Origin of the sequence: Veillonella parvula, assembly GCF_945949885.1 — a bacterium.
Taxonomy (GTDB): Bacteria; Bacillota; Negativicutes; order Veillonellales; family Veillonellaceae; genus Veillonella; species Veillonella parvula_B.
Genome location: NZ_CAMFFZ010000007.1, coordinates 1 through 20019, shown reverse-complemented (window position 1 = coordinate 20019; position 20019 = coordinate 1). Strand labels below are relative to the sequence as shown.

Sequence of the window (20019 nt, the reverse complement as noted above, 5' to 3'; positions counted from 1 at the left end):
TATAGTTTAGAACCATACCTCTAGTTCGCGTAAGGATTAAATAGTCTTTCTTCTATGCCTATATGTTATTAAGATAGGTAACAAATAATTAGTTTTTAATTACATTAAAGTAAGTAAAACTTACCAAAGGCCTAATACTTTCCACCAAGCCAAGCCTACAACAAAATAAACAATCATTGAGTAGTATGCCACGATATGGCCTGTTAACCACCAACGTTGTTGAGAAACATACCCTGCACCAAACAACAATGGACCAACTGCATTACCATAATGAGTTAAAAGGCTAGCAATTTGAGCAGATGCTGCTACGAGTAAAAGAAGGGGAATCGCAGGTAAGTTAGCTACATGACCAAGAGTAAAGATAACTGGTACAAACGTTACTACATAAGCAATAGTGGATGCAAAGAAATAACGCACTATCATAGTAAGCAAGAGTAAAATCCCCATAGCTACAAGAGTATCAATACCATGCAATGCAAGATGATGTTTCAAATACTCACCAAGCCAAGTGAAGAAACCACCTTTAGTAAGTACTGCAGAAATGGACATAATACCAGAATACCATACAAATGTGCTCCAACCACTTTTAACATCCATAACTTCTTTCCAGTCGATAACGCGAGTAATAGTTGCGAGAGCCAAAAAGCCAATAGCAACAGCTGCAGTAGAAATTTTTGTAATTCCCCCTGTAAGCCAGCCTAAGATAGCGAGTACAAAGAGTGCTTCTAAGATCTTTTCTTTTGTAGACATAGGTCCTAATTCTTCAAGACCTTTTTTAGCCAACGCTTTATTATCTACCACTTTTAGTTCTGGTGTATTAATTCTGTACACCACATATGGGGTAATCAAAAGTAAGATGCCACCAGGGACTAACATCGCTTGTGCCCAACCTACCCAAGAAATATCAACACCCATGATATCGTTTGCAAACTTAATCATCATTGGCATGATGGCACCAGATGTAACAAACAATGTACCTGTGGTCAAGCTATTTTGATATAACAAGGTCATAAAGAATCGCCCAACGCGGTTAGGATTCTTATCTGGGTAGGAATCAAGTGTAGTTGCCAACGATTGGAAAATTGGAAACACCAAACCACCCGAACGAGCTGTGTTAGAGGGAATAGCAGGACTCAAAATAAAATCTGTTAATGTTGATACATAGCCAAGACGTAATGTAGTATGACCGAATTTATCAATCAACAAATACGCAATACGTTTGCCAAGACCAGTAATAACAAAACAATGACCAATAATAAATGCAGTTAAAATAAGCCAAGATGTAGAGCTAGAAAATTCAGCAAGAGCTGACTTTAAATCAAGATAACCTACAGATAAAATGGCCATACTAGAAATCAAAATAACTGGTTCTGGATAAGGACGCAAAATAACACCCAATACAGTACCTAAGTAAAGCCCTAAAATGTGCCAAGTGCTAGCTTGTAACCCTTCTGGCACAGGAATAAACCAGAACACAATAACTGGTATGATACATACTAAACTTTTTATGAGCTTCTCCATGAGAGCCTCCCTGTGCAAAACTAACTAGACTTCTTTTACATATGCAATACCATCCATAATAGGTCGCGCCGTACGCGCTACGCCTGCTTTAGCAACAGTGAGTGCATCTGTATCAATATCGATATTAAAGGTAAACGTACCTCCTGGATGACCAAGAGTTACTGTGTGATTTTCTTTGGATGCTGCGCTAACTACATCGTTAGCAACAGTGCCTGGAATTAAAGCTGCAGTCGCCGTGGAGATACCACCAGTTACAGCATAAGCTTTATGAATAACTGCTAGTGCTTTTGTACGGGCCACGATGTCGATACTGTTACCATCGATAGTACGTCCATCAATCGCAGTATATGTAATAGCCGGTGCTACCATACATACTTTTGGTACTGCCGGACTAGCACTTTCTTTTGTTTTAGCAAGCCCCATCATTACAGCTGCCGTCGTACGAATATCTTCCAATACATCCAGTAAATGGTTAGGATCGGCTTCTATTTCAGCTGGTAATTCAGTGCCTGTATAACCAAGATCAGAAGCTTTCACAAATACGCCTGGCGTAGCAGCGTCAACAAGACTTACCTCGATAGTTTTACCAGACACCAAGGTAATCACATCGCGCACATTGTCAGTAGGTAATAATTTTCCTGTCTTAGAGCCTGCAGGACTTTGAAAATAAAGCATAATTTTTGATGCTGTACCATGTACACCATCGATAGCAAAATCACCTGTTAATACAGGCATACCATCTTGTACAGGAATATGTGCTTCAATGATTTTATTAGTATTCGTATTATTAATACGCACTACTGTCATCGGTTCTACGGGTTCAATGAGACCTCGTAAAATAGCAAAGATGCCAACACCAGAGGAAATATTACCACAGTTGCCTTCGTAATCAACTACAGCATCTTTGATACCTACATAGCCAAAGGTATAGTCTACATCAGCACCCTCTACAGAACTAGGACCTACAAGAGCAACCTTGCTCGTCAATGGGTCCGCACCACCTACGCCATCAATCTGACGAGCATCAGGGCTACCATATAAAGATAAAATCATTTCATCTCGCTTATGAGGGTCAGCTGGCAAGTCTGGTGTATATAAATAAGCACCTTTACTTGTACCACCGCGCATATAGAGAACAGGAATGGTTGTATAGCCTTTCATAACAAACTCCTTGATTAGACTGAGACTTAAGATAATGTCTAGCATAGGCTCGTCTAGTGACAGAGCCCATGCGTATCATTAAGTCTTTAAAGAATTAAGATTATTGACCACCGTTACGGAAGTAGTTCAATTTACCACCTTCACGAACGATTACTAGTTGACGTTCATTTAATGGTGTTTTCAATGTATATGTTTTGCCTTGCGTTTTATTTTCAATAGTGAAAGTACCAGTTGCAAAGGCTTCATCATTAGCAGCATATACGAGTTCGTCACCTTCATTTAAGTTGTCATAATCAGCTTCATTTGCGAAGAATAAAGGCAGGATACCAAAGTTTACAAGGTTATCCATATGAATACGTTCGATGGATTTTGCAATAACAGCTTTAACACCAAGGTACATTGGGCAAAGAGCGGCATGTTCACGAGAAGAACCTTGACCATAACTTTCATGAGCCACAATAACATTGAAGAAACCATCTTCTACATTTTGTTTACATTCATCAGAGAATGTAGGTTTTACATTGCAGAAAGTATATTGGCTATACTTAGGTACATTAGAACGGAATTTAAGGTATGGGCCTGCAGGCATAATGTGGTCAGTAGTGATTTTATCCCCTACTTTAATAGCCACTTTAGCTTTGATTTCTTCTGGCATAGCGATATTGCTTGGAGGTTCACCGATATTAGGACCGCGCAAAATATTGTGATTAGGATCGCAGCTAGGTTCTACAATTAAAGAGTCATCAATTTCGTATATCTCTGGCAATGTAATTGTTGGAACTTCAAGCCCTAAATCACGAGGATCTGTGAATTTGCCTGTCAAAGCAGATGCTACCGCAGTTTCCGCAGATACTAAGTGTACTTGTGCATCTTTTGTACCACTGCGACCTTCATAGTTACGATTGTTAGTGCGTAAAGAAATGGATTTTGTACGAGGTGCTTGACCACAACCAACACAGAAGCCACATGTACTTTCAAGAATACGCGCACCAGAAGCTACAATATCTGCTAAGGCACCATTTTTAGCAATCATTTCCAATACTTGTTTAGAGCCTGGTGCTACACCAAAGCTTACATCTGAATGAATCTTTTTGCCTTTAAGCATTTTTGCGACCATCATAAGATCACGATAGCTAGAATTTGTACAACTACCAACCAATACTTGGTCAACAGCAATTTCATTCATTTCTTTTACAGTTTTAACATTATCTGGGGAATGAGGACACGCCACCATAGGAACTAGTTCATCAAGATTGATTTCGATAACATCATCATAATGTGCATCCGCATCAGGAGCTAATGGCACATACACATCTTCCCGAGCTTGCGCTTTCAAGAACTCACGAGTTTTTTCATCGGCTGGAAAAATAGATGTTGTTACACCCATTTCAGCACCCATATTTGTGATAGTGGCACGTTCTGGGACTGTTAATGCTTCTGCGCCTTCACCAGTATATTCAAGAGCTGTACCAACATTACCTTTAGTTGTTAAAATACTGAGTACTTTTAATACGATATCTTTTGCTGCACACCAAGGTTGAAGGTAACCAGTCAATTTAATATTGATAACTTTAGGGCAAATGAGGTGGAATGGTTTACCTGCCATAGATGCTGCAACGTCCATACCGCCTACGCCCATTGCGAACATCCCAAGAGAGCCAGATGTTGGTGTATGGCTGTCAGAACCTACTAAAGTTTGACCAGGACAAGCAAAACGTTCTACATGAACTTGGTGACAAATACCATTACCTGCTTTGGAGTAGTAAATACCATATTTGCTAGCTACATCTTGCAAATATTTATGGTCATCAGCATTTTCAAAGCCATCTTGCAATGTATTGTGATCAACATAGGATACGGATAAAGTTTTTACACGATCTAAACCAAGAGATTCAAATTCAAGATATGCCATTGTGCCAAGCGCATCTTGTGTTAATGTTTGGTCAATTTTGATACCGATATCTTGACCTGCGATAAGTTCGCCTTCCATTAAATGAGATTCAAGAATTTTGTAGATTAAACTTTTACCAGCCATGAGCTCCTCCTACTTAGAACTGCTATATAAGTGAAAGTAATTGACGATAATCTTTGTAAGTATTCTGTACTTCTTTAAGATGTTTTATTTGATGTATTCATCATAATTGAAATTAACAAATAAGAAAAATAGATAGATTCGATTAATTATGATAAAATATTTTTATCGATATAAAGCAAAAATTATTATATAAAAAACTGGGATATTACGTGCTATAACTGTAATATTACCCCATTACCATACAGGTCAAAAGGAGTACATCATGGACCATTTAGAAAAAGACTGGCATCTGTTTATAACCATTGCAGAAACAGGAAATCTTACAAAGGCTGCCAACCGACTATATGTATCACAACCAGCCCTCAGTTATCGCCTCACTCAGCTAGAAAAACAATTTGATGAGCCCCTCTTTATACGTATGCCACGTGGCCTAGCCTTAACCGAAACAGGTGAGCTATACTACAACTACGCTAAGGATATGCTAAAACGTAAAGAAGACTTTGAGAGTTCTTTAGAAAATAAAAAGAACACCATTTCTGGTGTTCTTTCATTAGGCTGTTCAAGTATTTTTGCCAATTACGAATTGCCCGATATTTTGGAAGGTTTTACAAAGGCCTATCCTGATGTGCGAATTCAATTAAAAACTGGTATTAGCTCCAAAATATCTGATTTCTACCAAGCAGGCGATGTTCATGTCGCAATTATTCGTGGTCCCGTCCCCGCAACAGGCGAAAAATATCTTATTAATCAAGATCCCATTTGCTTGGTAACAAATAACAAGTTACCGGCCCATGAATGGCCTAGACCTGATTTAATTACACTGCCTCTAATCAGATATGACACAGCTCGTGACCTATATACTTTACTAGATAATTGGTGGAAAGAACAATACGATGCTCCCCCTAATGACAGTATTCATGTAGATACGATGGCTACATGCCGCCAATTTATCCGCAAAAATCTAGGTTGGTCTATCCTACCTAAAACAGGTTTAGGCAGATTTGCTGATGAGTTTTATATGGAACCATTATATTGGGCTGATGGTACTCCAATTGTACGGGACACGCATATAGTATATAATGCAAGTACACTATTTAGAAAGCCAGTAAAAGCCTTTATAGAATATATACAAAATAATAAATAGACATACAAAAAAACGAGAGGAATGTCTTCTTTGTCTCCTTCAATTAGAGTACCAAGAAGCTTTCCTCTCGTTTTCGTTATCCCTATATATCTAGCATAAATATTTCAATTATAATGAACAATTATGACTAAATACGATACTAACTATTTTGCATATTTCTCTTTAAACGCAGCCAATTGTGCGTCTTCCAAGGACAAGCCTTGTTCTTTGAAGCGTTCAATAGCAGCTTGCATTTCCTCGTATGCTACAGGCACAACTTTTGTAAATCTGTTTACAAAGTTATTCCAGTTTTCAAGGATATGACGACCTTTAGCGGAGTTAGTGTGCAATACATGTTGTTCTACTAGTTCTTTAATGCGTTTAAGGTCATCATTATTGGCAGGACGTAGTTCTACGAGACCTGGATTTACATAGCGTTCATCGCAATCGAGGATGTACGCATAGCCACCGGACATACCTGCTCCGAAGTTACGGCCGATTTTACCGAGTACGAGTACTTCGCCACCAGTCATGTATTCACATCCATGGTCGCCGACGCCTTCCACAACGGCAGTGATGCCACTGTTACGAACGGCAAAACGTTCACCAGCTACACCGTTAATGTAGGATGTACCAGAGGTTGCACCATAGAAGGCAACATTACCGATAAGAATGTTTTCGTCAGCCTCAAAGATAGATGCTTTAGGCGGATATACAGTGATTGTACCACCGGATAAACCTTTACCAAGGTAATCATTCGCATCCCCTTCAAGTTCCAATGTCATACCTTTAGGGATGAAAGCACCGAAGGATTGACCCGCAGAGCCTTCGAAATTCAACTTGATTGTATTGTCTGGCAAGCCGCTTTCACCATAACGACGAGTCACCTCAGAGCCAACCAAGGTACCTACAACACGGTTGATGTTAGTGATAGCCAATTTAGCACGAATCGGTTTTTGGTCCTCAATAGCAGGACGGCACATACGCAAAAGCTTGGACATATCCAAGGTGCGTTCCAACTCGTGATCTTGGTCAATCGTGTGCATATGGCCTACAGAGGCATCGATGTACGGACGGAACAATATACGTTTAAGGTCAACACGGGACAATTTGAAGTTATCGTCTTGCGATTTTTGACGAACAAGGTCGATACGCCCAACGAGTTCTGCTACGGAGCGAATGCCTAGACGAGCCATGATTTCACGCAATTCACGTGCGATAAAGAGCATCAAGTTTTCAACATATTCAGGTTTACCTGTGAAACGAGCACGCAATTTTTCATCTTGTGTGGCTACGCCGTAAGGACATGTGTTGAGGTGACAGACACGAGCCATTTTACAACCTACCGCAACGAGTGGTAATGTACCAAAGCCGAATAGCTCAGCACCGAGCATAGCTGCTACAGCCACGTCGAAACCGGTCATCAATTTAGAGTCTACTTCTAATTGAACACGGTCACGCAATCTATTGAGCATCAATGTTTGATGAGTTTCAGACAAACCTAATTCCCAAGGCACACCAGCGTGTTTAACAGATGTACGACCTGCCGCACCAGTACCACCATCGTATCCGGAAATCAAGATATTATCCGCTTTCGCTTTCGCAACACCAGCAGCAATCGTGCCAACGCCTGCTTCAGATGTCAATTTAACGGAAATACGCGCATCTTTGTTGACGCATTTCAAATCGTAAATCAACTCAGCCAAGTCTTCGATGGAGTAAATATCGTGATGTGGTGGTGGAGATACGAGCTCAACGCCAGGAGTGGAGTGACGAGCTTTCGCGATTTCAGGATATACCTTTTTGCCTGGTAATTGACCACCTTCACCTGGTTTTGCGCCTTGAGCACATTTAATTTGCAACTCTTTTGCATTGATCAAATAATTCGCTGTTACCCCGAAACGACCAGATGCAATCTGTTTTACTTCGGAGTTCATGCTGTCGCCGTTTGGCAATGGTTTGAAACGAGCTACGTCTTCGCCGCCTTCACCAGAGTTGGATGTAGAGCCTAAACGATTCATAGCGATAGCGATCGCTTCATGCGCTTCTTTACTGATGGCACCATAACTCATAGCGCCCGCTTTAAAGCGTTTTACGATAGACTCTTCCGGTTCAACCTCTTCGATAGGAATACCACCGCCTACAGGATAATTCAATTCCATTAAAGAACGCAATGTAACATGGTAATCATTACGAATCGCTTTGGAGTATTCTTTATATTTTGCATAATCCTTTTCGATAAGGGATTCTTGTAACAGGTTGATAGTCTTAGGGTTGAATAGATGCTCTTCCCCATCTTTTACAGGACCATACCAACCGCCTGGTTCGAGTACAGTTTCATCGGATTTGAAAGCCCGTTCATAACGAGCCAAGGCTTCGTGTGCTACGCCGCCAAGGCCGATACCACCGATACGTGTTGGCGTATTTACAAAGAACTTATTAATGAAGTTAGTATTCAAGCCCAAAGCTTCAAAGATCTGTGCACCGTGGTAGGAACGAACTGTGGAAATACCCATTTTGGACATAACTTTCATGATGCCACCCACAGCGGCTTTAATATAGTTCTTTTCTGCTTCTTCTGGTGTAATATCTCCAAGGCGTTTACGAGCTTGCAAATCGCGAACTGTTTCAAGCGCCAAATATGGGTTGATAGCCGTTACGCCATAGCCAATTAATGTACAGAAGTGATGAACCTCACGTGGTTCACCAGACTCAAGAATGAGGCCGATTTCTGTACGCAACACTTTGTTGATTAAATGATTATGAACAGCTGCTACAGCTAATAATGCTGGAATTGGTGCATGATTTTCATCGACACCGCGGTCGGATAAGATTAACACATTTTGATCTGTACGAGCTGCTTCTTCTGCCTTTTCGCATAAATCATTTAGCGCATCGCGCAAGCCTTCAGCACCCTTAGTAGGATCGAAGAGAATTGGCAAGGTTACGGATTTCATGCGACGACAATCAAGAGCTTTGATGGACGCCAACTCTTGGTTCGTAAGGATTGGTGTGCGCATAGACAGCGCATAGGTTCCTGCTTTGTTAGGATCTGTTAGATTACCAGAGTTACCGAGCATAACCCGTGTAGATGTAACCATCTCCTCACGGATAGAGTCGATAGGAGGATTTGTTACTTGCGCAAACATTTGCTTGAAGTAGCTATATAGCAATTGTGGTTTATCGGACAAGATAGCTAAAGGCGCATCAGCACCCATGGCACCTACAGGGTCTTTACCATCTTTTGCCATAGGCACAATCATGCGAACAAGGTCTTCTTGAGTATAACCAAAGGCTTGTTGCTCCTTGAACAAATCCTCTACCTTTGGAATGGTGCTTTCATCGGCTTGCGTAATTTCAGATAAGTGAATCACGTGTTCTTTTACCCATTCATCGTACGGTAATTCAGTAGCAACGCGATGTTTGATTTCTTCATCAGAGATGATACGTTGCTCCTCTGTATCAATGAGTAGCATTTTACCTGGTTCCAAACGGCCTTTAGCGCGAATATTTTCGGCATTTTCGTTGACAACACCAACTTCAGAAGCCATGATAACGCGGTCATCTGTTGTCACATAGTAACGAGCGGGACGCAATCCATTACGGTCAAGCACACCGCCGATAACGGTACCATCGGTAAAACCCATAGCCGCAGGACCATCCCATGGTTCCATCATAAAGCTATTGAACTCATAGAAATCATGTTTTTCTCGGCTCATGAGATTATTGCGTTCCCAAGGCTCAGGGATCATCATCATAATCGCATGAGGCAAGGAACGACCTGTCATGTGCAAGAATTCCAATGTGTTATCAAACATAGCGGAGTCAGAACCGCTATCATCTACTACGGGGAATACTTTTTTGATATCTGGGAACAATGGAGATTCCGCTTTACCTTCACGAGCATTGATCCAGTTTACATTACCACGAATTGTATTAATTTCACCATTATGAACTAAGAAACGGTTAGGATGTGCCCGAGCCCAACTTGGAAATGTATTAGTACTGAAACGAGAGTGAACCATTGCCAACGCAGATGTAAAGTCAAGGTCACTCAAATCAAGGTAGAAGTCGCGCAACTGACCAGGTGTTAGCATCCCTTTATATACGATTGTTTTGGAGGACAAAGATGCGATATAGAAATCGCTAGATAATTCCTTGCTCAATGGAATGATGCGTTTTTCCGCCAATTTACGGATGATATATAGTTTACGTTCAAATTCCTTATTGTTAGTTACATCGGGGCCTTTACCGATGAGGATTTGAATCATCCAAGGACGAATCGCCGCAGCCTCTTTACCAACCTTTGTACCATCAACCGGTACTTCACGCCAGCCGAGAACAACTTGCCCCTCTTCGCGTACAACCTCTTCGAGAATTCGTTTTTGCTCATTACGGAGACTTTCATATTTATGGGCAAAGACCATACCTACGCCATATTCGCCAGCTGCAGGCAGATTAATGCCAAGCACTTCACACTCACGCTTGAAAAACTCGTGCGGAATTTGCACCAAAATACCGGCACCATCCCCTGTGTCCTTATCGGCACCGGCACCACCACGATGTTCAAGGCGCTCCAAAATGCGCAAACCATCGTCGATAATATCATGGGATTTTTTCCCCTTAATATTAACAACGAAGCCCATGCCACACGCATCCTTTTCAAATTGGCTGCTGTACATACCATTGGCTTCAAGTCTAGCTTGATCTAGACGTTGTTGCTCTATTGTGCTTTGCTTCATATCCATAACGTGCACTCCTTCATATCACTTGATCATTCCAAGCACTGCGGCATCGTTCCGTTCGGTCTTGGTAAAAGTATAACTAACAAACTATTTCTCTATAAAATTATCAATTTAACATTCTATAGAATTTCATGTCTATACACAGTATACTCCTGTCCACTGTGAATTGAAAATATAAAAAAAACATAGTCTATGCTTTTCATGCATAGACTATGAGTTTTTATCACTATTGTTTTTTGTATACAAGGATACAGGGATAATAAGCTTCTCATTCAATAAATACGATGGGTTTATTATTTAGAGTAGAAAAATCAACAGTTATTATTCTCGACCAAAATTATCCCCTACATCACAGGTAACCGTAATAGCTTCGTCCTTACCATACGGCACGAAAGTTAGCTCCGATGCATGTAAACATTGGCGTGTATAGGGCTTATTGCGCGTACCATACATAGCATCACCAACAATAGGATGTCCAATATGTTTCATGTGTACGCGAATTTGATGAGTTCTACCAGTCAACAACTTAAAACGTAACAGAGTATTGTCTCCCTCATGATCAAGAACAATATATTCTGTTTGAGCCGGCTGAGCCAATTCATCGATAACACGGCGATTATCAAATACTGGATCTACCCCAATATGCACATCTACCATGCCATCCGCATCAATATGACCTTCTACAAGGCCTATATAAATGCGGTCGATACGACCTGCTTGTAACTCATCCGTATAGTATTGTTGTGCTTCCTTTGTTTTACCAAATAGAATGCAACCCGATGTATCTCGGTCGAGGCGGTGCACAGGTCGAACCTTATGAACTACATTTTTCTTCGCATAATACCCTGCCACATAGTTACTCAATGTACAAGACTTCGTTTGCCCTGCAGGATGAACGAGCATAAAGGGATCCTTATTTACAACTAACGTATGCGCATCTTCATAGAGAACTGTAATCGGTCCCTTTTCTACATCAACCCCATAATCCTTATCTTGTGGTAATTCTAAGGTTAACACATCCCCTTTTTTGAGTGTCCGTTGTGAATGAGCCACACGGCTATTAACTTTTACCCGTTTCTTGCGAAACATCATTTGGATATCCCGAGAGGATAGGGAAAATCGTTCCTTTACATATTTAGAGACCGTCAACTCTGTCGGTTCTTTCACCGTATACGTTTTCCAGCTCATATTACCACCATTCGTTAATATATGTTTTTTGTTCAGGATAGAGAATATCGAAATAGTCTAACCATTCTTCGCTTACTGAAAGTTTCCCTTCAAAAACAAGGTCTCGAGCCGTAAGAGTGCCCATTAATAACTGGCTCAATGCACCGACCTCAACGGTAACATCAGCATCGCCCTCTAATATATCAGAAATCTTTTTAATGGATGGAGTTAATGCACCGCCATATTGCACTTCATAACGGCCTTCGTTCCAGCTGCAAAGCCCATCTTTTACTGCAAAGGTCATTGTTATAGGCATCATCAATGCCTCTGGATTTACAGGAATCGCTTCAAAAGCAGCTTTTACATCTACAATACGACTCATCATATACGGCATCGTAGCGTGACCAGTTCTGCCATCAGGATAGAAGCGATAGTATGTATCATGAAGACCTTCATTCCAACGAATAGAAGTGCCTTGAGAACGGTGATTATAGAAGTAGTTCAATAATGCACGTTGTGCACGGCGTGTCGTGTAAACCAATTCAGAAACAAGAATTTCAGGCTGACCTAAACGATACACTGCATAGCCTTCAATGACGTTATCATCGTTGCGCACTACAGCAATGTTTACGCCTTCTGCAAAGAAGCTGCCTAATAATCGTTTCCATTCCTTTTCACCGCGCTCTGCATAGCCGGAAAGACGAGCCGTATATGTTTTATATACTGGATCTAACAAAGTCCATTGATCTACGCTATTTAGCAAGCCAAAGCTCAACGTTTTATCTGTCATAGGGCGCAAGTCTTCTAGCGACATGGTGTTCACCCATTGATGAGCATAAAGTTCCCAACCATATTGTTGATAGAATGCCGCCTTGGATGGCATCAAAATCGTCATAGCTTGGCCCCGTTTACGAAGCTCATCTAGTGCAGAGGTCAATAATGCACCGCCTACTCCACCACGGCGAGCCGCAGGATGCGTTGCAACGCCTACCATATAACTCGTAGGTAATACAGCCCCGCGAACGTTAAGATTGTATTGACGCAAATGAACGGTACTCAACAATTGATCCTGTTCTAGGCCGACCATTGTATTCTCTGGTTCATAGCAATTTGTAAAATAATATTGGAAGAATGGATCTTCCTTTGGTTCAAAGCAGTACGCCCATAGATTCTCCACATGAGGCGTATCTTGAGCCATCGCAATTCTAAATTCCATGTTTATATCCTCGTTATATCATAAGAGCCACTATCTATCGCGTCACAGCGTATAATATCTAACCTGTCGCCATATCGCCATGATGATACGATAGTTACATTCAAATAGATAGGCTAACAATTCTATTATAACAAAATGAGCTATGGAGCACATCGGCTTCATAGCTCAAATTTTTATTTACCGCCTGTCGCATTATCAGCTTCGTTAGCATATACTGCGTCATATTTTTCAGCAAAATGATCTGGGTTATAAGATTCTTTTGCTTGACGAAGGCCAGGCAAACCCATATCTTCTTCGCGGTTGATAAATTCTACTTCGCTAAATTCATGACGAATGAATTCATTGTTAATAGCTTGATACAAACCACGAATATCTGGATTTGCTTTTTCAATGTGAATCAAAGCAATTCTGTCATTGAGTAGCTCACCAATACTAAAGGCTTCAACACGGCCGAATAATTTAATGGCACCGCCCTTAAGGCCCAAAACATCCCAGTTATCAAATAACAAATTGATGGCTACCAATTCATCTTCGATACCTTCTTCATGATGCGTTTCTACCCAAGATGCTGCCGTTTCACGACACAATGGGATGATATCTTCTGTAATTGGCACATATTCATAGTTAGAATATTGCATGCGGAATTGGTTTAAATGGTTTTTCTTTTGACGAAATTTCTTACCAGACAAGTTGATAAGATCTTCGGACTTGTAAATATATTCGTAGTTGTCTCGGTCAGGTGTAAATGCATAGCGACCAGGACATAGGTCTTCCATGCGTTCTTTTACAGCTTTGCTAACACCTTTAAAACGGAACGGCAATTTATTTTCTACGAACCATTCTTTAGCACGCAACAAGCCATCAAGGAACTTTGCATCTTTACCAGCAAATGGAGGTAAAAGGAATGGCTCACGCTTGCCACCACCTTGGATGTACAATACGCCATTTTCTTCAGCCCAGCGAATACCGTACGGATCTTGCCACATAAACAATGTAGTAAAGCAATTATCGGATGCTTCATAATGATGTTGTTCAAAATATTTGTCGATTAATGGTTTATCTCTCAATTCAAAACGTTTAAATTCTAAAATAATAATCCCTCCTATCAGATTCCTCTTTTGAGGTTACTTTCACAATCTGTGAAAGTTTTGATTCCATCACATTTAAATATAATCCTAACAATCTAGTATTAAAATCTTAGGTCTCATAATTACAATTTTACAGATTCACCTAACACAAAGGTGCCATCCGTCGTAATAACCTTATCACCTTCGTTTAAGCCAGAAATAATGGCTACGTCATCGCCTTCAGTGATGCCTACCTCAACAACACGTACATCAACTGTATTATTCTCAGTCAATACATATACATATTTCCCATCTTGATTTTCCCGAACCGCCTTAGTTGGAACGGTCAGCATCTTGGCTTTCACATTAGATTCAATAACGAGTGTATAGAATTCACCAGCCTTGATTAGGCCTTTCTCATTATTGAAAGTGGCTTTCACAAGAACACTTGGCACATTTTCAGGCTGAGTAATATCTACGTAAGTCAATTCACCTGGTAATTCTTGGTCACCTACCTTGAGAAGTACCTTCATGCCATTCTTCGCTTCAGGTGTACCTAATTTCATAGCCGCATCACGAGGAATGCTGAGGGATGCAACCATCGGCGTAGATTGCTGAATCATCATAAATGGACGGTCCGCAATCGCCATTTGACGGTCTTCGTTATAGATAGATGTTACAGTACCTGCTATAGGAGCCACGATTGTAGATGCCGCCATCTGAGCCGATACTTGTGCGATTTGTGCCTCAATGGCCGCCGTATTGATGCCTCCGCCACCACCGGTTGTAACTGTTGTAGTTTGTGGTTGAGATCGTTCCAAAATACGATCATATTCTTTTTGTGTAATCATGCCCGCTTCGCGCATACGTTGAGCCTGTTCCAGTTGAGCACTATCTATAGATGCTGCGGTCGTAGTCGTCACAGCTGAGGCATATGATTGTGATTGGGCTTGCGCTAATTGTCCTTGCAAGGATGCTAGCTGTTGTTGTAAAGCCGATGTATCTACAGTTGCCACAGTTTGACCTTGCTGTACTTGGTCGCCTACTTTCACGGCATACACGACCTGCCCCGTCAAGGTCGGCGTTATCGTCGCCTTATTAAGGGCCGTTACATTGGCATCATTATGAATCTGCAACGGCATATCCTTGTACGTTACCTCTGCGACGGATACGGTTTTCGTACCACATCCCGCAATAGCGAGTGTCATAATCATAACACCAAGGATAGCAATTACAGAGCAAAAACGATTTATTTGCATTCTGTCACTTCCTATCATATTGATTTTTATCAATACCTTAGTATATCATAAAATCAGTTAGAATTGTATGAAAGCTAATTCCTTTAATTTATGGATATAACGGAGGTTCTCATGGAAGAACGGATGGACTTTAGGATTTTAAATAATGGTAGCTTCATTCCCTCCATCGGTTATGGTACCTATAAAACAGGTACCGAAGGAGAGACTGAACAGGCCGTTGCCAATGCACTTGGCGTAGGCTATCGTTTACTCGATACGGCCGCCTATTATGGCAATGAAGAAGCCGTGGCTAAAGGAATCAGAGCATCTGGTATCAAACGAACAGATATAATCATCACTACTAAAATTTGGCACACTGATGCAGGCTACGATAATACGATCCGTGCTGTTGAAAGTTCCTTAAAGAAATTAGATACCAACTATATTGACATCATGCTGGTACATCAACCACTGGGTGATTACTACGGTTCTTGGCGCGCCATGGAAGAATTATATGATCAAAATGTACTTCGTGGGTTAGGCCTATCTAACTTCTACGAGGATCGCCTCATTGACTTGCTATACCACTGCAATGTAAAACCAGTGGTCAACCAAATCGAATGCCATCCGTTCAACCAACGTCAGACCCTCTTACAATTGATGAGAAAGCATCAAGTTGTAGGTATGGCATGGTCTCCATTTACCCGTGACCGCCAACCAATTTTTGACCATCCAATCATCAAAAGCTTGGCGGAAAAATACGGTGTATCAAAACACCAAATCATCTTGCGTTGGCACATCCAACGAGGTATCATTCCATTGCCAAAGGCAAATAACGTGAGCCATATGGAAGCTAACTTTGATGTATTCGATTTCAAATTAACTAACATCGACATGGACGTTATGGAATTATTAGACCAACAAGACTTCTTGGAAGACCATCATACTGCACCAGGTCTTGAAAGACTTTTACAACTAAAATAAAAAATAAAACCACGTATATCTAACCTTTCATAGGAATAGATATAGGTGGTTTATTTTATCTCGTCACATTAAATATGGCTTGTACAAGAATCATATACGCTACAGTTCCTGCCCCAATAGACATGAACATATTTCGCTTCCACATATGAAGCCCCACTGTAACTAAGAATGCAATTAATTCAGGAAGTCCGTAAGGATATGTTAGAACTACAGTATCTTTAAAAGTGTACACAACAAGCAGACCCATAACCGCTGCAGGTAGAGCCTTACCTAAGTACAGTACAAATTCTGGCGCCTTTTTACCGGGAGGGAAAATGAGAAAAGCCGCAAATCGTGTGAGCAATGTACCTGCTACTACAATAGCAACAGTAATGACCATTTCTAAACTAGTCAAGGCGTACACCTCCCCACTTATACGCAATATAAGATGCTACGAGCATACAACTCATAGAGGCAATCATAAAGATAGATTTTCCTACCAACAAAAGCATCGTCACCCCTATTATCGCACCAGCAATACCAAATAATCTTATATTATTATTCTTAGCATTCAACAGCATCTCTAAGAAAATAACAATAAATAAGCCGGGTAATACAAAGTCAATACCTCGTAAATCTACAGTGGCTAAAAGATTACCAAATAGACCACCTATAAAAGTACTAAATACCCAAAATACATAATTTAACCAAGTTACGTGGAAATAGAACGACTTTTCATCTACATCATCGGGCAACTGAGTACTTACATTGATAGCAAAGCTTTCATCACACATCCAAGCAATAGTGGGGAACCATTTCCAGCCCATATTTACATATCGTTGTAACATTGATAAACCATAGAAGAAATGACGACCATTAACGAATAAGGTCAAAATAAAGGCATTGAGAGGATCAAATCCAGCAAACATCAGTCCTATCGTTACAAACTCCATGGAGCCTGCAAAAATGGTAGCCGCCAAAGCTGGTGCGGTCCACCAAGGGAGTCCTTGGCTAGTAACATAAAGACCAAAACCTAAACCTAAGAAAAACAAACTGATCCCTATAGGTACCACCAAAGGGAGCGCAAAAGAAAAGGCACTTCGACGTTTTGTTTCACTCAAAAGATTTCCTCCTTTCAAAATCATAAATTGTATATCATATAAAATGTACCCAAGAGCTAAGCAAATTTAACCCCTCTATCCATTAACAAATAAACTTTAATAATAAAAGACACCATATGGTGTCTTTTATTTAAACCACTATATTATACATTCTGTGCGGTATCTGTCAAATTTTGATTATTCTCAACATAACGCTTTATAAAGCACGCGTTAAAATTTCGCGAGCTACTTCTGGTGTAACATCGCCTTTTTCTCCAAGTTTTACCATGCCATGGTCTTGCAATTGTTTCACAATTTTATCGACTGCTTCTGCACCGATACCATAGTCTTTCAAACGAGTGGCTACGCCAAGAGATTCAAAGAATTCACGAGTTTTAGCAATCGCTTTATCTGCTTTTTCTTCTGTTGTACCTTCAGTAATGTGCCATACGCGTGTAGCGTATTGTGCCAATTTTTCGAGTTTATCTGCTTTTTTTACTTCCAATAATGCAGGCAATACGATGGCTAATGTTATACCGTGATCAAGATGGTACGTAGCCGTCAATTCATGTCCGATAAGATGTGTAGCCCAGTCTTGTGGCACGCCAGCGCCAATCAGGCCATTCAAAGCTAATGTGGATGCCCATACGTGGTTAGCACGAATATCATAGTTTTCAGGCTCCTCTACAGTTACAGGACCAATCTCAATCATAGTTTTTAAAATACCTTCACAGAAACGATCTTGAATGCGTCCTTCTACCGGATATGTTAAATATTGCTCTGTCGTATGTACAAAGGTATCGATAACACCATTCTTAACCTGTTTTTCAGGCAACGTAAAGGTCAATGTTGGATCTAGCATAGAGAACTTAGGGAACACTAAGCTGCTGAATACAGGATACTTACCATTTCCATACGTAATAACAGCGCCATTGTTCATCTCAGAACCCGTTGCAGGTAGTGTCATAACTGTGCCAAACGGTAATGGATTTGGCACCATTTCAACGGGCACCTCTGGTACGCCAGCCTTCATAACATCAATAACAGGCCCATCATATGTAGCGCCCATAACGATGAGTTTCGTAGCATCCACAACGGAACCACCACCTACAGCAAGCACGAAATCTACGCCATGTTCTTTAATAAAAGCTACCGCACGTTCACAGGTTTCTAAAGATGGATTAGGTTCAATACCACCGAATTGTTCAATCTTACGACTCCCGAGAGCCTTTGCCACTCGGTCAATAAGGCCACTGCGTACGGCAGAGCCCCCACCATAGGTAATCAATACCTTTGCATCCTTTGGTACCAAAGTGTCTAATTCATCTAAACGATCTTTACCGAATACGATATGTGTAGGATTATAAAAATCAAAGTTAAACATGATAACCTCCTAAATGATTAAGTAATCAATGATAAGTATTAAGTTTTAAGTGTTAAATTTTAAGTATTACGTATTAAATATCAAGTATTAAATATTGACTATATCTTCTATTTCCATTGAATTTAATTGTATAAAACTTATTATATATTATATCATACTTTGATGTTCTTAATATGTAGAATCTGTATTTATCGGTATCTACTTCATCCATATTTATAAATATCTACTTAAATTTATTTGTAGATACGCACTAAGCCTCATAGTTTTAATCTATAGCCAACTGATATGTATTTATAATATGCAAAAGCCCATTCTCATGATAGGATATCTACATTACATATGTTGTAGAAAGGGATGTTATTATGAAATTCAAAAAGTTTATTGCTCCACTCCTCGTTGGTGTGCTTGCATTTGCTATCGCTGGTTGTGGTAATAGTACAAATCAAGCTGGTCAAACGCCAAAGGAAATCAAAATCGGTGCCACTGCTGGTCCTCATGCACAGATAGCAGAAGCAGTAGCTAAGGAAGCTAAAAAACAAGGTATCGAACTTAAGGTTGTAGAGTTCTCCGATTATGTAACACCAGATAAAGCTCTTGCTGACGGTGACATTCAATTGAACGCGTACCAACACGTACCATTCATGGAAAACTTCAACAAACAAAATGGATCCAAACTAGTAGCTATTGGTAAAACGATTTTAATGCCAATGGGCTTATACAGCAACTCTGTACGCAGTGCGGCTGATGTTCCAGAAGGCGCTATCGTTGCCATTCCAAACGATCCAACTAATGGCGGCCGTGGTCTAGCTTTATTAGCTAAAGCAGGCCTCATAACGTTAAAGGAAGGTGTAGGCTTTAAAGCAACTGTAGCAGATATTACATCTAACCCTAAAAATCTTCAAATTCAAGAGTTAGAAGCAGCTCAATTACCACGTAGCCTAGACGATATTGTAGTAGCCGCAATCCCTATGAACTACGTTCAAAGCGCGGGGCTCAACGTAGAAAAACAAGGTTTCTTCTTAGAACCTAAAGATGAACCTTTAGCCGTTATGATTCTTGCCGTTCGTGAACAAGATAAAGACAACGAAACATATAAAAAAATCGCGGACATCTACAAATCCGATGCCATCAAGCAATTCATTAATGATACTTTCAAAGGTACCATTACATCTGCAAACTAAATAAATTACAGGCCGACCTCTATAATCTAAGAGGCCGGTCTTTTTATTGATAGAAGTCTTATTTTATATGATGAATTGTAAAATATATTGCGACAAATAAAAAGACTCATATTGGAGA

General features: G+C 40.4%; 14 protein-coding genes. 3 read left to right on the top strand and 11 right to left on the bottom strand.

Going from position 1 to position 20019, the window contains the following annotated elements; translation table 11 throughout:
• Positions 1 to 120: 120 nt before the first annotated feature.
• From Q7O55_RS03450 to Q7O55_RS03440, 3 genes are all read right to left on the bottom strand, one after another.
• Complete coding sequence (locus tag Q7O55_RS03450) at positions 121 to 1521, bottom strand: DASS family sodium-coupled anion symporter (RefSeq protein ID WP_303928314.1); 1401 nt, start codon at positions 1519 to 1521, stop codon at positions 121 to 123.
• Positions 1522 to 1545: 24 nt separating this feature from the next.
• Positions 1546 to 2682: a 2-methylaconitate cis-trans isomerase PrpF family protein gene (locus Q7O55_RS03445; RefSeq protein ID WP_303928311.1), complete on the bottom strand. Its 1137-nt coding sequence runs from the start codon at positions 2680 to 2682 to the stop codon at positions 1546 to 1548.
• Between the two features lie 100 nt (positions 2683 to 2782).
• Entirely contained in the window at positions 2783 to 4717 is a 1935-nt protein-coding gene (locus Q7O55_RS03440) for an aconitate hydratase (RefSeq protein ID WP_303928308.1), read from the bottom strand.
• Between the two features lie 262 nt (positions 4718 to 4979).
• Between Q7O55_RS03440 and Q7O55_RS03435 the strand changes: the two genes are divergently transcribed.
• On the top strand, positions 4980 to 5861 hold the full coding sequence (locus Q7O55_RS03435) for a LysR family transcriptional regulator (protein WP_303928305.1): 882 nt from the start codon (positions 4980 to 4982) through the stop codon (positions 5859 to 5861).
• Positions 5862 to 6004: 143 nt separating this feature from the next.
• Here the strand turns inward: Q7O55_RS03435 and gltB are convergent, their stop codons facing one another.
• From gltB to Q7O55_RS03410, 5 genes are all read right to left on the bottom strand, one after another.
• A complete protein-coding gene (gene gltB / locus Q7O55_RS03430) occupies positions 6005 to 10588 on the bottom strand; it encodes a glutamate synthase large subunit (RefSeq protein WP_303928302.1) in 4584 nt (1527 codons plus the stop codon).
• 318 nt (positions 10589 to 10906) lie between these two features.
• On the bottom strand, positions 10907 to 11773 hold the full coding sequence (locus tag Q7O55_RS03425) for an RluA family pseudouridine synthase (protein WP_303928299.1): 867 nt from the start codon (positions 11771 to 11773) through the stop codon (positions 10907 to 10909).
• Position 11774: 1 nt separating this feature from the next.
• Positions 11775 to 12968 carry an enhanced intracellular survival protein Eis gene (eis, locus tag Q7O55_RS03420; RefSeq protein ID WP_303928297.1) on the bottom strand — a complete coding sequence of 398 codons (1194 nt, stop codon included), beginning with the start codon at positions 12966 to 12968 and terminating at the stop codon, positions 11775 to 11777.
• Between the two features lie 173 nt (positions 12969 to 13141).
• Positions 13142 to 14077: a phosphatidylglycerol lysyltransferase domain-containing protein gene (locus Q7O55_RS03415; protein WP_338323809.1), complete on the bottom strand. Its 936-nt coding sequence runs from the start codon at positions 14075 to 14077 to the stop codon at positions 13142 to 13144.
• Positions 14078 to 14178: 101 nt separating this feature from the next.
• Positions 14179 to 15294 (bottom strand): efflux RND transporter periplasmic adaptor subunit, encoded by a 1116-nt coding sequence (locus Q7O55_RS03410; RefSeq protein WP_303928289.1) that lies wholly within the window; start codon positions 15292 to 15294, stop codon positions 14179 to 14181.
• Between the two features lie 111 nt (positions 15295 to 15405).
• Between Q7O55_RS03410 and Q7O55_RS03405 the strand changes: the two genes are divergently transcribed.
• Complete coding sequence (locus Q7O55_RS03405) at positions 15406 to 16257, top strand: aldo/keto reductase (RefSeq protein ID WP_303928285.1); 852 nt, start codon at positions 15406 to 15408, stop codon at positions 16255 to 16257.
• A 55-nt stretch (positions 16258 to 16312) separates the two neighbouring features.
• On the opposite strand, the gene Q7O55_RS03400 is transcribed toward Q7O55_RS03405, so the two are convergent.
• The 3 genes from Q7O55_RS03400 to Q7O55_RS03390 form a co-directional block, all read right to left on the bottom strand.
• Entirely contained in the window at positions 16313 to 16651 is a 339-nt protein-coding gene (locus Q7O55_RS03400; RefSeq protein ID WP_303928283.1) for a branched-chain amino acid transporter permease, read from the bottom strand.
• On the bottom strand, positions 16644 to 17309 hold the full coding sequence (locus Q7O55_RS03395) for an AzlC family ABC transporter permease (protein WP_303928446.1): 666 nt from the start codon (positions 17307 to 17309) through the stop codon (positions 16644 to 16646). The genes Q7O55_RS03400 and Q7O55_RS03395 overlap by 8 nt, the downstream gene beginning before the upstream one ends.
• A gap of 244 nt (positions 17310 to 17553) precedes the next feature.
• Positions 17554 to 18720, bottom strand: coding sequence for an iron-containing alcohol dehydrogenase (locus tag Q7O55_RS03390; protein ID WP_303928281.1), 1167 nt, complete (start codon positions 18718 to 18720; stop codon positions 17554 to 17556).
• 362 nt (positions 18721 to 19082) lie between these two features.
• Here Q7O55_RS03390 and Q7O55_RS03385 point away from each other — a divergent pair, with 362 nt between their 5' ends.
• Positions 19083 to 19901, top strand: coding sequence for a MetQ/NlpA family ABC transporter substrate-binding protein (locus Q7O55_RS03385; protein WP_303928278.1), 819 nt, complete (start codon positions 19083 to 19085; stop codon positions 19899 to 19901).
• Positions 19902 to 20019: the final 118 nt, after the last annotated feature.

What these genes read in the sequence shown, in the direction of transcription:
- Q7O55_RS03450 (WP_303928314.1), bottom strand. Translation starts at nt 1,521, where the DNA reads ATGGAGAAGCTCATAAAAAGTTTAGTATGTATCATACCAGTTATTGTG.
- Q7O55_RS03445 (WP_303928311.1), bottom strand. Translation starts at nt 2,682, where the DNA reads ATGAAAGGCTATACAACCATTCCTGTTCTCTATATGCGCGGTGGTACA.
- Q7O55_RS03440 (WP_303928308.1), bottom strand. Translation starts at nt 4,717, where the DNA reads ATGGCTGGTAAAAGTTTAATCTACAAAATTCTTGAATCTCATTTAATG.
- Q7O55_RS03435 (WP_303928305.1), top strand. Translation starts at nt 4,980, where the DNA reads ATGGACCATTTAGAAAAAGACTGGCATCTGTTTATAACCATTGCAGAA.
- gltB (WP_303928302.1), bottom strand. Translation starts at nt 10,588, where the DNA reads ATGGATATGAAGCAAAGCACAATAGAGCAACAACGTCTAGATCAAGCT.
- Q7O55_RS03425 (WP_303928299.1), bottom strand. Translation starts at nt 11,773, where the DNA reads ATGAGCTGGAAAACGTATACGGTGAAAGAACCGACAGAGTTGACGGTC.
- eis (WP_303928297.1), bottom strand. Translation starts at nt 12,968, where the DNA reads ATGGAATTTAGAATTGCGATGGCTCAAGATACGCCTCATGTGGAGAAT.
- Q7O55_RS03410 (WP_303928289.1), bottom strand. Translation starts at nt 15,294, where the DNA reads ATGCAAATAAATCGTTTTTGCTCTGTAATTGCTATCCTTGGTGTTATG.
- Q7O55_RS03405 (WP_303928285.1), top strand. Translation starts at nt 15,406, where the DNA reads ATGGAAGAACGGATGGACTTTAGGATTTTAAATAATGGTAGCTTCATT.
- Q7O55_RS03390 (WP_303928281.1), bottom strand. Translation starts at nt 18,720, where the DNA reads ATGTTTAACTTTGATTTTTATAATCCTACACATATCGTATTCGGTAAA.
- Q7O55_RS03385 (WP_303928278.1), top strand. Translation starts at nt 19,083, where the DNA reads ATGAAATTCAAAAAGTTTATTGCTCCACTCCTCGTTGGTGTGCTTGCA.